The sequence below is a fragment of the Prolixibacter sp. NT017 genome (genome assembly GCF_009617875.1).
GTDB lineage: Bacteria > Bacteroidota > Bacteroidia > Bacteroidales > Prolixibacteraceae > Prolixibacter.
In genome coordinates this window covers 2,613,505-2,627,067 of record NZ_BLAV01000001.1, presented here as the reverse complement: position 1 = coordinate 2,627,067, position 13,563 = coordinate 2,613,505, and the positions used below count along the sequence as shown (strand labels likewise).

10 protein-coding genes are annotated in these 13,563 nt (G+C 45.7%); 2 read left to right on the top strand and 8 right to left on the bottom strand.

Features of this window, described 5'->3' with window-relative positions:
• The first annotated feature begins 449 nt into the window (after positions 1 to 449).
• Positions 450 to 1,223 carry a hypothetical protein gene (locus tag GJU87_RS10770; RefSeq protein ID WP_153639525.1) on the top strand — a complete coding sequence of 258 codons (774 nt, stop codon included), beginning with the start codon at positions 450 to 452 and terminating at the stop codon, positions 1,221 to 1,223.
• A gap of 67 nt (positions 1,224 to 1,290) precedes the next feature.
• On the opposite strand, the gene GJU87_RS10765 is transcribed toward GJU87_RS10770, so the two are convergent.
• The 8 genes from GJU87_RS10765 to GJU87_RS10735 form a co-directional block, all read right to left on the bottom strand.
• Positions 1,291 to 1,794: a DUF4199 domain-containing protein gene (locus tag GJU87_RS10765; RefSeq protein ID WP_153639524.1), complete on the bottom strand. Its 504-nt coding sequence runs from the start codon at positions 1,792 to 1,794 to the stop codon at positions 1,291 to 1,293.
• 123 nt (positions 1,795 to 1,917) lie between these two features.
• A complete protein-coding gene (locus GJU87_RS10760; protein WP_153639523.1) occupies positions 1,918 to 2,394 on the bottom strand; it encodes a flavodoxin domain-containing protein in 477 nt (158 codons plus the stop codon).
• 197 nt (positions 2,395 to 2,591) lie between these two features.
• Entirely contained in the window at positions 2,592 to 4,907 is a 2,316-nt protein-coding gene (locus GJU87_RS10755) for an NADP-dependent malic enzyme (protein ID WP_153639522.1), read from the bottom strand.
• Positions 4,908 to 5,352: 445 nt separating this feature from the next.
• The gene (locus GJU87_RS10750) at positions 5,353 to 7,785 is read right to left on the bottom strand and encodes a TonB-dependent receptor (protein WP_153639521.1); all 2,433 of its coding nucleotides are present in this window, start codon (positions 7,783 to 7,785) and stop codon (positions 5,353 to 5,355) included.
• Positions 7,786 to 7,984: 199 nt separating this feature from the next.
• On the bottom strand, positions 7,985 to 8,320 hold the full coding sequence (locus GJU87_RS10745; protein WP_153639520.1) for a hypothetical protein: 336 nt from the start codon (positions 8,318 to 8,320) through the stop codon (positions 7,985 to 7,987).
• A 98-nt stretch (positions 8,321 to 8,418) separates the two neighbouring features.
• Positions 8,419 to 8,769 carry a hypothetical protein gene (locus GJU87_RS10740; protein ID WP_153639519.1) on the bottom strand — a complete coding sequence of 117 codons (351 nt, stop codon included), beginning with the start codon at positions 8,767 to 8,769 and terminating at the stop codon, positions 8,419 to 8,421.
• Positions 8,770 to 8,796: 27 nt separating this feature from the next.
• Positions 8,797 to 8,922: a hypothetical protein gene (locus GJU87_RS21590; protein WP_255454205.1), complete on the bottom strand. Its 126-nt coding sequence runs from the start codon at positions 8,920 to 8,922 to the stop codon at positions 8,797 to 8,799.
• A 63-nt stretch (positions 8,923 to 8,985) separates the two neighbouring features.
• The gene (locus GJU87_RS10735; RefSeq protein WP_153639518.1) at positions 8,986 to 9,840 is read right to left on the bottom strand and encodes a DUF89 domain-containing protein; all 855 of its coding nucleotides are present in this window, start codon (positions 9,838 to 9,840) and stop codon (positions 8,986 to 8,988) included.
• 185 nt (positions 9,841 to 10,025) lie between these two features.
• On the opposite strand from GJU87_RS10735, the gene GJU87_RS10730 reads away from it, so the two are divergent.
• Entirely contained in the window at positions 10,026 to 13,484 is a 3,459-nt protein-coding gene (locus tag GJU87_RS10730; protein WP_153639517.1) for a two-component regulator propeller domain-containing protein, read from the top strand.
• Positions 13,485 to 13,563 lie beyond the last annotated feature (79 nt).

The following is a 13,563-nucleotide window of genomic DNA, read 5'->3' as shown; positions in this document are numbered from 1 at the left end:
TTACAATCAAAAGTCAGGACGAGATAATGCGGTATTAATGGCCTACCATAGTCTGTCTTTTTTTATTTCCTTTAATATTCTATCGGCTTCTTTTTATTTCTGTTATTTTCTAAAGGTTCCTATTTATTCGAAGGTTGTCGTTGGCTTAATTTTCTTAATGGTCTACAGTGTGACATACTTTTTCTTTATCTACAAGAAAAGACACATAATGGTGTATAACCGTTATATTCAAAATAAGACAAAATATAGAGACCGGTTAGTTGTTGCGTATGTTATTTTGTCAATAATTCTTATGATAATTATTGTTGCACTTAGAAGGGCCGAGATGATGAAGACGTTATAGCGGTATTTATAAATACTTGTGATCTTAGGCGTAAACTAGTTTTAATCTTATTAACTGACGTTTTTGTCACCACTGTATCAAATAGAATATGCTAAAACTGAAAACTATGAAGCTAATTAAAAGTCTGATGTTTATGTTGCTGCTGTCATCAGCTGCTTGTGCTCAGCCAGTATCTGAAAGTGATAAGTTTTTACAGGATGCATTAAGTCAGCCAAATCTAAGTCGGGATGAATTACTCCCCAAATTTACGGCTTTTGACTTTAGCGATATTTGGATGAAAAATAACAGCGCAGTCCTGGGATTTATTGGTGATAACTATCAAAGATTGAATGTCAAATACCTGACGATCATCAAGAATAGTGAAAAGCCTGCCGTGTATTATGTTAACGGCAAAAGCAGAGTGAAAAACAACGTTTGTCAATTTATGGGAAAAATTGAAATCATTCATATCCGAAAGATCGAGGACCCGGATAAAGAGCAATATTACGAAGCGGCAAAAAAGAATAATGATGAAGAAGCAATGGCGCGATTTTCCAAGCGGGAGTATGTTCTTTTAGCGAGATATACGTTCTTTGAAGATCCAAATCAGCATGGAAGCGGAGTTTTTGAAGGAGTTTTGAAGAGTAACTTTTATATGGATAACGGCAAAATTTATTATGACGATTTGAACCGTGAAAGTGATGGCTTTTCAAACAATCAATGTGTTGGTTCATGGACAAGTTATGCAAGTAATGTCGTGAAAAAATGTAATTGGGGCGAATACAGAATCCCGGATTCAGGAGATCTGGATGTTGGAGCTGGAGAGTTTTCACCTAATGAGAAATACCTGGAAAACGGGTGGACGAATTACAAAGACGCATTGAAAAAAGAAAATTGGTGATAATAACAATGAAAGAGGCTGTCAAATCAAGGACAGCCTCTTTTTTTCATATATCTTACTAAATATTTCAAGCTACTTCAGCCGCCTCCGGCTTGTTATTCTTCCGGGTAAAGAGCGCCACTATAGCGGTGGTGATAATCCCCATAATGGGAGCGCCAATCAATCCCTGGATGATATAGCTTTTCAGGCTGAAGTAAATTTCAGCAGCTTCCTGAGTTAGCTTGCCACTGCTCACTGCATAGTCGATGGCATTGGGAAAATATCCGGGTGAAATGACGGTTACAACCAGGTATTGCGTCAGCGGACTCAGGATGGTCACAATCACGGTGATGATAACTCCGCTGATGAATCCCTGCCCGTAGGTCATAAATCCGCCGTAATGATTTTTGCGTTTGTCGAGTAGCGCAACGACATACACAGCGATGGCCGGAATGGCAAAAAAGTTGGTGAACATGGCATGTTTATCGATGTTTTCACCGTGGAGACCGGCAACGCGCTCCAGCAACATCCACAACAGTTGGATAATGACGAAAATAAGTGCCCATTTGATTTCAATGCCAATGTTTTTCATAAGTTCTGTTAGTTTAGGTGTTTAGGCAAATACGATTCAATTCACCTAAAGTTATTCTTTTTTCGGCAAAGAAAACAGAAGGCCAATTCTGGCAATGGAGTGTGACTAAATTGTGATTTTTAATCAGCCCTGCAAACGACTCACGAAAGCATCGATGGCTTCCTCATCGATTTCCGAAACGGAATGGTCGGGTTTCGAGATTTTCTTTACAATGAATCGTTCCAGAAAATTCATCCGTTCGAATACAAATTCGCCGCCCATAATTCCTGTGGCTTTAGCGTGGGTTTTTAATTCTTCCGGAAAAGCATCTTCGAATTCTTTTTCCTGTAACTCGCGGTCCATGCAGCAGATGAATAATCCCACCTCTTTTTGCTGAAGGTCATCGAGGCGTTCTTTGCAGAAGTTTTTAACCTGCTTTTGAATCGCTCCGGCGTGAATGGATCCGCCCACAATAATGCGTCCAAAATCCCGCAGATCCGGTTTCGGGTATTTCTTCAGGTTGATGAGGGTGACTTCGTCGGCGCTCAGCTTTTGAGCCATGGTGCGGGAAACGGTATCTGTGGTACCGTGTTTGGTTCGATAGATAATGGCAGTTTTCATACGTTAGCTTGTATCAGAATGAATCAACAAAGGGTCTGCTCATATGCAGATTATCAATGTGTAAAGTTACAAATTGCTGAAATTCGATGCAGGCATATGACGGGATGAAATTCCGGTTTCCGGAAATTTGTAATGGGTAAAAACAAAATAAAAAGCCGGAACGAATTCGCTACTCGTTCCGGCTTTTGTTACCTCCTTTATTGGCTGACTAGCCGATGGGGCTCATTCGTATCTTCGTCGTCACATTTTTCCATGCAAATGGAATCGAGAGCGGCGATGGTTGACATGTTCACAATTTCACGAACCGAACTTTCGATGGGGATAATGTGAACCGGCTTGTCGATTCCCAGCAATATCGGGCCAATAATCTCATAACCGCCAAGTTCCTGGAGCAGTTTATATGCGATGTTTCCTGAACTGAGACTCGGGAAAATCAGCGTATTGATATGTTTGTCGCCCCATTTGGCAAACGGAAATTTCTCCATCCGTATCTTTTTGTTCAGGGCAAAGTTGGCTTGTATCTCACCGTCAACAATCACATCGGGATGCTGCTCATGCAACATTTCTACCGCTTTGCGCGGTGTTTCCGGGTTTCCTTTCCGGACCGAACCAAAGTTGGAATAGGAGAGCATGGCAATCACCGGTTCGATGTTGAAACGGCGAATAGCTCTGTCGGCCAGTAGGGTGGTTGCCATCAGTGTCTCGGCATTCGGCTCGGAGTTAACTGTGGTATCCGCGAGGAAAATCGGCCCTCTTTTGGTCATGACCATGTACATACCGGCAATGTGTCTTCCGGGATTATTGGTGCCGATGATGCGCAGTGCTGGACGGATGATATCGGAATATTTAGTCGAATAACCTGAAATAAAGGCATCAGCATCGCCCATCTCGACCATCATGATGCCAAAATGGTCGCGGTTATACATTCGGTCATTGGCTTCCTGCAGGGTAAGGCCTTTGCGTTGTCTTTTTTCAAAAAGAACTTTCGCATAATCTTCGCGACGGCAGGCTTCTTCTTTGCCAAAGAATTCAACGATGGTTGCTCCTTCAATGTCAATGTTGTTTTCACTGGCCAGCCGGAGAATTTTTTCCTTGTTACCCAAAAGAATCGGAGTGGCAATCTCTTCGTGAAGCACATTCTGGGCAGCCTGGAGAATCTTAAGCTTACCGCCTTCAGCAAATACAATCCGTTTTCCTGATTTCTTCGTCCGGTCGCGAATGGTCCGGATCAGTGCATTATCGTGTCCCAGCCTGCGATCCAGTTCATCGCGGTAGGCATTCCAGTCAGCTATTTCATGTCGGGCAACTCCCGATTCGATAGCTGCCTGAGCAACAGCCACCGAAATGGTCGATATCAAACGGGGATCGAGCGGTTTGGGAATCAGATATTCCCGACCAAAGCTCATGGTATTCTGATTGTAAGCAGAGGAAACAATTTCGGGAACCGGCTTTTTGGCCAGCTCGGCAAGTGCTTTTACTGCAGCAATTTTCATCTCCTCGTTGATGGCTTTTGCCCGAACGTCCAACGCACCTCTAAAAATGTACGGGAATCCAAGCACGTTGTTCACCTGGTTGGGATAATCACTTCGGCCGGTAGCAAAGATGACATCCGGACGTGAAGCTTTTGCCTTTTCATACGAGATTTCGGGATTGGGGTTCGCGAGAGCGAAGACAATCGGGTTGTCGCTCATTGAACGAACCATGTCTTCCGTCAACAAATCGGCGACCGATAATCCGAGGAACATGTCAGCGCCACGGAGTGCTTCTTCCAGCGTATGCACGTCGCGGTCGGTAGCAAATTCTGCTTTAGTTGGCGTCAGGTTCGTGCGTGAACGATGGATGACTCCTTTTGAGTCGCACATGACCAGGTTTTCGCGTTTCACGCCAAGTGAAATGTAAAGCTTGGAACAGGCTACTGCGGAAGCGCCGGCTCCGTTCACAACCACTTTGATTTCTTCAATTTTTTTCCCGGTTATTTCCAGTGCATTCAGGAATGCAGCTGACGAAATAATGGCAGTACCGTGCTGATCATCGTGCATCACCGGGATGTTGAGCGTTTCTTTTAATCGCTGCTCAATTTCGAAGCACTCCGGTGCTTTAATATCTTCGAGATTGATACCGCCGAACGTGGGAGCAATCAGGGAGACGGTCTGGATGAATTTCTCGACGTCCTGCGTGTCCAACTCAATATCGAATACGTCGATGTCGGCAAAGGTTTTGAAAAGCAATCCTTTTCCTTCCATGACGGGTTTGCCTGCAAGCGCTCCGATATTTCCCAGGCCTAATACGGCTGTTCCGTTGGAGATAACTGCTACGAGGTTGCCTTTGGCGGTGTAATTGTATGCATCTTCCGGATTTTTCTCTATTTCCAGACAAGGAACAGCAACTCCCGGACTGTAGGCTAATGAAAGGTCTTTCTGGGTACTATACGGTTTGGTTGGAATTACCTCAATTTTTCCTGGCCGGCCCTGTGAGTGGTACAGTAGGGCATCATCCTGAAATTTTTTTGCCATGGTATCGATCGTTAAAGTTTTCTACAGCAAAATTAATACTTTCCATGTCCATATATCTATTTCTTTCGATATGTTGATTTTATTTTTGGAAGAGTTGACTCCTGTCGTTATTCGAGTAGTATCTATTGAGTTGATAGGTAGTAAAAAGAGAACTGTGGATGCTTCTGATTAAGACTCGAAATAAATAGGAAGAAAGGAATTGGACAAAAAGAACCGGAGGGACCAAAAGCAAAGCAGCCATCCCGGGAAGGATAACTGCCTGCTAACTACTAACTACTAACTAAGCCGCATTGCATTTTACATCACAACATGATATATCTATTACACAACGTTCGGCGATTTAATAAAGCTTTGATGAAGAATAACGAAAAAGGTTTAAACGTTTTTTAGCATTTGTATAAGAAAAGTCCACTTCTTTCAGTAGGCTTTCCATTGAAAATGATTATCAAAGCTTTGAATCGATGGGAATTTGCAGTTTAAAACTGAAGTTTCGCCCCATGTTGTAAACGCCTTCACGTCCGGTAGCATAATTCATCCCGGTATATTTTAATCTGCTCAGGTGGCTTTGGTATGCCACGTCGGCCAGGTTATTGGCCTGAATCCAAAGTGAGAATCGTTTTTTGTTGTTCCAGTAGATATCCGTTCCGATGCCGGCGTGCAACAACGTATAATCCGGCGTCATGGTTTCTGTTCCAAACGCCGAATAGAACTTGTTTTGGGCAAAATCGTGTTCGAGCCCAAACTCGATGTAACCGTTACGCAGTGTTTTCCCTTTCGGGAAGATATCGGCCCGGAGCGTCGATTGAAAACGAGGCGCCGGAATCAACGGCAGATTCTTCATCGAATCGGGTTGGTTGAGCTGCACGCCGCGTACATACGAAAAGCTGTTCTCGAAATGTAGCCAGTCGAGCGGGTGAGGATGAATATCGACCTGTACTTCAACACCGTACAGGTGAGCGTCACCCGAAACATACTTGAACGCCGGAACACCATCCATGATGGAATCCTGCGAGGCAAAGCCGTTTAACTTCCGTGAAAAGATGAAGTTGTGAATCCGGTTGCTGAAAAGGTCGAGCTCTGCAGAAACGTGTTCGGTATTCAGTCCGGTTGCGAGATCAAACTGCCAGCTGTTTTCGGGTTTCAAATCCGGGTTGCCGATTTCGTATTTCTGCGTTCCTTCATGAACACCGTTCGAACCCAGTTCAGCAATATTCGGTGCGCGGAATCCTCGGGAGATATTCAACTTTCCGTAAAAGCTTTCCGAAAACTGATAGGTGGCTCCCAGACTTCCGGAAACACCACTGAAATCAGAATGAAACGACGGAAAGCGTTCGGTCGCTCCCGGTGCAGTAGACGAAACCGCTTCTTCAGCACTGTTGAGGTAGAGTGACTCCCCATGCTCCGAACGACGGTCGAAACGCAGGCCGCCGCTCAGATCCAGTTGGTCGATACTCTTTCGGGCCATCACAAAAACACCGGCGTCGAACAGGTGATAATCCGGAACCAGGTATTCCGTTCCCTTATTCATCGAATGCTGAAACATACCGTTGACACCGAAAGAAATATTCATCGAATTCGACTCGGGAAGCAGGTATCGCACATCGTAATTCAGGGTATTCAGTTTGAGGTACAAACCGTACTGTTCAGGATTGGCAATATCACCGTACTCCTGGCGGTTGTTTTGCTGAAATCCGAAAATGGTTTTCAGGTTTCCTTTTCCGGTAACGAAATTGTTTTTCCAAACCGCCTTGTAATGGTGAATTTGCTGGTACGGCATTCCTCGTTTGTACGACATGAAATCGGAGTGTGTTGCCAGTGTTTCCTCTGGCTGACCGTTCACCATCACCGGTTTCAGGAATTTCCCGGTCAGGCTGTCGCGTTCGCCTTCTACAATGCCGGGAACCATGTGATAGTAACTCAGAATCAGGTGTGAGTATCCCCACGCTTTGTTCAGTCCGATAACTCCATTCAGGGCATCTTCTTTGAACCGGGAATCGTACACATAACCGTCGTACTTGTTTTTGTAATCATGAGCGCGTTTATTGCTGTAACGCAGATTCCAAAGCAGTCCGTTTTTGTTGGCACCGAGATTCAGCGAATAACCAAGCAAACCGTTGTTGGTTTGGTAGTTGGTCAGCACGCCGCCCTGCAGATGATCTTCAGGTATCTGAGGCTCTGATATAAGGTTGATAACGCCGGCCATAGCATCGGAACCATAGGCCAAACTCGCGGGACCTTTCAGGATTTCGGCCCGTTTGACATCATACTGGTCAATCTCGATTCCGTGCTCGCCGCCCCATTGCTGGCCTTCCTGACGGATACCGTCATTTACTACAACTACGCGGTTAAAGCCTAGTCCGCGAATGACCGGCTTGGAAATTCCGGCACCGGTAGTCACCTGCGAAATACCCGGTTCTTTTGCCAGGGCATCGATAATGTTCGACGAAGCATTTTGCAGCAATTTGGTTTTGGGAACAATCTCGATAGGGGTTGGCGTCCGGTTTTGGGCGGCTGCTTTGGAAAGCCCGGTTACCACCACCTCATTGATTTCGGTTACCGATGGATTCATGGCAAAATTCTTCTCATGCACCACCGATAAATCGATGTTTTCGGCAATGAGTTTGTAGCCGATGAACCGCACCTGTACCATCATTGTGGACGCAGGAAGATTGTCGACTTTGAAGTTACCGTTCATGTCGGTTACGGTTCCGGTCATCAAATCGGGGAAGTAGATGCTGACACCCGGCAATGATTCGCCTGTTTTGGCATCAGTCACTTTTCCTGTAAGTGAAGTTTTGGCCGCGTCGGCTGGGGCTGCTGTTACCACAAATGGCAACAATAAAGCAATAATGGATATGAGGAATATTTTTTTGATCATTTTCTTCAATTGATTAGATGTGTTCATTTTACCTGATGTTCTTTTCGGATATACGTTCCCATCGGAACATATTCCTTTCTGATCGAAGTCACTATGAATAACATACACAGTTATCCTATGCGAAATAACACGCAGGATTCAGGTGGCTTCGGAATAGCCGTTTAGGGTTTCCTTCCGGGAAATGAGCTAAAGGCTATAATTATACAGTATGAGGGAGTGAAAGTGTGGGCGGAGCGCGCAGGAAGAAAAAATGTGTAAATTCGGCAAAACGCTGTTCGGGTAACAGGGTGTTGACGATAGGCTTACCGTCCAAAACAACATGCGTTTGCTCACTATCCGTTCCAATGTAATGAACAAAATGGAACTGGTTAATCGGACATGTGTCTTCATGACTAAGAACCGATGAATCACCGGAAGTGTGAATGGCTTTATGATGGTGAACGTACCAGTGAATAGACGGTACCAGCAACGGTTGTGTAAACGCTGCCAGATGAAAAGCGACTAGTAAAAGCAGATTAAATCGGTTCCGTCTCATCGGAGTTGTAAAACTTGTCCTGTTCTTTTAAAAACTGTCGCAAAAATAACACGACGGCGGATAGAAATGTTTTAACGAACGTTAAAATAACAACGGGTTCAGGCAGTTTTAGCCTTCTTCTTCCACGGTTTTAACACTGAAATGCCAGCTGCAAAGAGAATTGTACAGAGCTGAATGGTTCCAAAAATCATCAGCATTTTTTGGTTGTGTAAAAACGTGTGGTTGTGAAAAGCTCCCAATCCCTGTGTTCGGGAGATTTCAGCCATTCCCGAAAGCCACGGGCCGAGCGGATAGGTTCCAAAGGAAATACCTGCCAGTAAAATGATCCATTCCACGGTAATCCAGCGATGTTTGAACCAGCCCCATTTGGTGAAAATGGAATAGAGAAGCGCTGTCAGCAAGGTGCCATTCGCACCGACCACAATCACATACCAGTCGATGAAATCCATGGTGGAAAGAATACCGTATAACTCGTCTCAGGTTTCCGGGTGAATGAAAAACTGTTTTATATTAATGCTGAAAGCGCCGCCAATCCAAAGGGCGACGAAAAAGAGGTGGAATATCTTCAGCCATTTTTGTCCGTTGGTGGTTAGTTTTTTCATGAATAGTTCAGTTTGGTTTCGATGTCTTTCAAATTTGGATTATTACGATTTCTGGAACGGACATCAATTTTTCATCAGGTGGTTGTGCGCGACGACAAAATCTCCTTTTTGTACACCGAGCTTATCGCCAATCAGCGGGCACTTCACCATGAGTAGGTAGAAGATTGATTTTTCCCGGTTTCCCAGAAGTCCTTCGAGGTTGCCTTGTCCTTTGGAAATAATGACATCCGCTTGCCGGTAAACATCCAGAAACTCGTCGGAAACGAGGTGTAGCAGAGTAGAAGGTGCATCTGCTCCGTTGCTAATCACTCGTGCATATTGGTCGATGCCGACGCTCTGGGCATCTTCCATGGTCACGTCGTTGATAACAGGTCTTCCGCGCACAGCGTAAACTACTCCCGGATGATTCAAGGTCTCGAGAAAGAGCTTATCCATGACGATTTCACCGGCATTATCTCCAAGGTAAAGAACCGTATCCGCTTGTTCCAGTTTTTCGCGAAGCAATTGAGAATGATTGATGGCAAAGTCGCTGTTCAGGACTTTTTCGAAAGTCTCATTCACATCAAATTCCGGATTCGCTGCATAATCGATAATGTTGCCGCCAATGGCCAGACGAAGTGCCGTTTCGAAAGAATTTTCACTCTGCTGTACTTTTTCTTTCCAGTGATGGTATTGAGCCATCAAACCGTTGTTCGACTGAATCTTGATTTCCCGGTAGGGATCGTCGTCTTGCAACATTCCACGGATTTTCTGATGATTCCGGCGACTGACATCAGCCGGCAGCATTTTCCCGTTCTCAGTACCCAGAAAGCGAAGAAAATCTTTCATGTGCGCTTCTTTGGTTTCTTCCGGAAAGGGATGCGATTCGAGTAATTTATCAAACGATTTAACCAGACAAGTGTAACAACGGTGATCCATGATGCTTCTTTTAGTTAGGGAATTGTAAAAGTAAAAACGAATTGGTTTAAACCAAAGGAAATGATGGCGGGAGAGGTGGTGAAAACATTTTTGCGTCGTTGATTTCAAAGGGTTTTATCCTTAACTTACTATATCGGGTGCGCAAGGGGGCAGATGGAGCATGTTGACCAACTAAACTAAAGGGGATGAAATTGAAAGCTGTCCGCTATTTCTTTTTTTTCTGTTTTTTCCTGTCTGTTACTGCTCCGACCTACGGAAACAGCAACCATGTGCGGTTTAGGCGAATAACAATCAACGATGGGTTGTCGCTCAGTTCGGTTTATTGTATTCGGCAGGACAGCATGGGATTTATGTGGTTTGCCACAGAAGATGGCCTGAACAAGTATGACGGCAAAAATTTCACGATTTACCGGCCGGAACAACGAAATCCAAATAGTCTGACGTATAAATGGATTGAGCAGATTTTTGTTGCTCCCGACGGCATTTTGTGGTTTGGCTCCCGAGGTGGACTTACCCGGTTCGATCCGCGCACCGAAACTTTTACCCGGTTCAAACATCAGCCCGGGAATGAGTTTTCCCTCAGCAGTGATACCATTACCACGCTTTTTCACGATGGAGGAAAGTATCTGTATGTCGGCACGCTGGGTGGTCTGAATCGCATCCGGCAGGATAGTCTTTCGGTGGAACGAATCAGAATGCCGGTTGCCAACCGTCGGGTGCGCATCAATACCTTGTTGCCTGAGAACAATAACACGCTGTGGATAGGCACAGATGGAGGACTTTTTAAATGCGATCCGGCAAAGGGAGTTGTTACTCAGCCTCCGGGCCTGTTTCCCCAGGGAATTCCTGTTTCGGTGACCGCATTGGCTATAAAAGACAGTGACTTATGGATTGGAACCACCGATGGGCTGGTGCACTATTCATCGGTAACCAAACGAACCCGCCACTACCGAATCCCCAACTCCGACGAGGAACACAGTGACGGACAGACTGTGGAAAATTTGCTGGTAGATGGTGACCGGGCGCTGTGGCTTGTCAGTAGCTTCGGGCTTTCGAAACTGGATTTTGCCACGGATAGACTTCAATCGAAAATTCGTTCTTTCGCTTCGACCAATAGTTTGTCGATCAATACAAATAAAGCGATTCTGCGGGATCGGACGGGGCATATCTGGTACGGTTCGCACGGGGATGGTCTTTATCGAATCGATCCTTTAACCGACGAGCAAAGTCATTATGTGAATAGTCCGGCCGATATTGAAAGCTTATCGGAGAATTTTATCAACTGCATATACGAAGATGAGGCGGGCGTTATCTGGGTCGGAACTTTCGGTGCCGGAATCAGTATCTACGATCCCAATGCGCACCAGGTGGAATTGTGGCGGCACGATCCGCTGGAAGAAAACAGCTTGCCCAGTAACTTCGTCTGGTCGATACTTGAGGCTCGCGACGGTACGTTGTGGATAGGAACGAACGACCGGGGACTGGCACGGTACTGGCCGAAAAACGGAACCTTCACTTTCTATGAACATCAGCCGGGCATTGCTTCTTCACTGTCTGAATCGGCTGTCAGAGCCGTTTTTCAGGACAGGAAAGGAAATATATGGGTGGGGACGGATGGTGGCGGATTGAACAAATTCCGGCCGGCAACCGGTACATTTCAGCATTTCCGTTCGATACCGGATGACAGCACCACGTTGACCGGAAATACGGCCAGGGTGATTTATGAGGACAAAGATGATTACCTGTGGATTGGTACGCGGGATGGGCTCAACCGGATGGACCCGACAACCGGGAAATGCATTCGGTACCGACATGAATCCGGCAATCCGCGTAGCCTTTCGCATGACATCATCTTTGCGTCCATTCTGCAGGACGAAAAGGGGTATCTGTGGATTGGTACCTATGGCGGCGGACTGAATCGTCTCGATATTCAAAAAGGAGAGTTCACTCATTACCGTTCCAATCCAAACGACCCGGAAAGCCTGTCGGATGACAATGTTTTCTCCATTTTTGAGGAGAAAGAAGGCGTGATGTGGATTGCCACCAACGATGGCTTCAATCGTTTCAATACCCATACCGGGAAATTTCAGCGGTTCACCACTCAAGACGGACTTCCCAGCAACGTGGTCTACGGTATCTTGCCGGATGAAGAGGGGAATCTCTGGCTGAGCACGAATGGTGGAATTTGTCGGTTCAACCTGAAAGATTATTCAACGAAGAACTACGACGTAAACGACGGTTTGCAAAGTAATGAGTTCAATGCGGGTGCTTATCATCGCGGGCATAGCGGAAAGCTATACTTCGGTGGTGTTTATGGCCTGAACGTGATTGAACCGGATAAACTGAAACCGGTTTCCAACGATGCGGAGGTTGTTATTACCAGTATGGATGTGCTTGGCAGTGAAGTGCAAGTAAAACCGGACCGGGACATAAAAGAGGAAGAAAAAGGCATTTACCAGGTGACTGAAGAGGAAGGGAAATTTACCCTGCCGGTGAGTATTTCCTATGCAAAAGCAATCAAGCTGAACTATCGGCATCGGTTTTTAGCACTGGAATTTGCCGCACTGAAATGTCCCGTCGGCGCAACGAACCGGTTTGCTTACCGGATGGAAAACCTCGATATGGATTGGACTCATGCGGGCACACGAAACTACATATCGTTCGCCAATATGGATGCCGGAACCTATGTGCTGAATGTAAAGGCTCAGAATTCCGATGGGCAGTGGAGTCCGCATCAGGCGCGATTGAGCATCATCATTACGCCGCCGTTTTACCGTACTTGGTGGTTTATGTTGTTCGAATTTCTATTCGCCCTGGGAATTAGTTTGCTGATTTATCACTATCTGGTAAAAGCGAAAACAAACCGGTTACTGAAACGGCAGAACCGGCAAATCGCTGAGGCCAATCGCCGGTTGACTGAATCGGAGCATAACTTGTTGGAATTGAATGCTACCAAGGACAAATTCTTTTCCATCATTGCGCACGATTTGAAGAACCCCTTTACCAGCCTGCTTTCTATTACCGACTTGTTGCTGGAGGATTTTGAGCACGCCGACGAGGAAGACAAGCATTTGGGCATGAAGAGGGTGAACGATGCCATCAAGGAAATCTATTCCCTGTTGGAAAATCTGCTGACCTGGTCGAGAGCGCAGACCGGCCGAATTAATTTTGAGCCACGCCCGTTTAATCTATCGAATGTGGTGTACGAGAACATCAATTTACACCGGGTTCCCGCTGAACGGAAAGGCATTCATTTGCAAACCGAACTGGAGGAAAATGTGATGGCGTTTGGCGACCGTGACATGATCAATACAGTTGTTCGGAACCTCTTAAGTAACGCGGTTAAATTCACCGGAGAAGGGAAAAAGATTGCCGTTCAAGTAAGGAAAAACAGTCATGACGTGGAAGTCCGGGTGAAAGATGAGGGACTGGGAATCGCTAAGGAGAATCTGAATATGCTTTTCCGGATCGATATGAAGTTCAAATCGAAAGGAACGCATGGTGAACGAGGAACAGGATTAGGCTTGATTCTTTGCAAGGAATTTATCGAGCGGCATGGCGGAAAAATCGGAGTGAAGAGCAAAGTCGATAAAGGAAGTACCTTCTATTTCACCATTCCGGTGACACCGGAAATTGTGTCGTAAGACACCAGATATCAGACAATAGACTTTAGACTGGTAAGGTTTCAGGTTGTGCTTCGCTGTTCCTGTGGTTGGAAAAAAG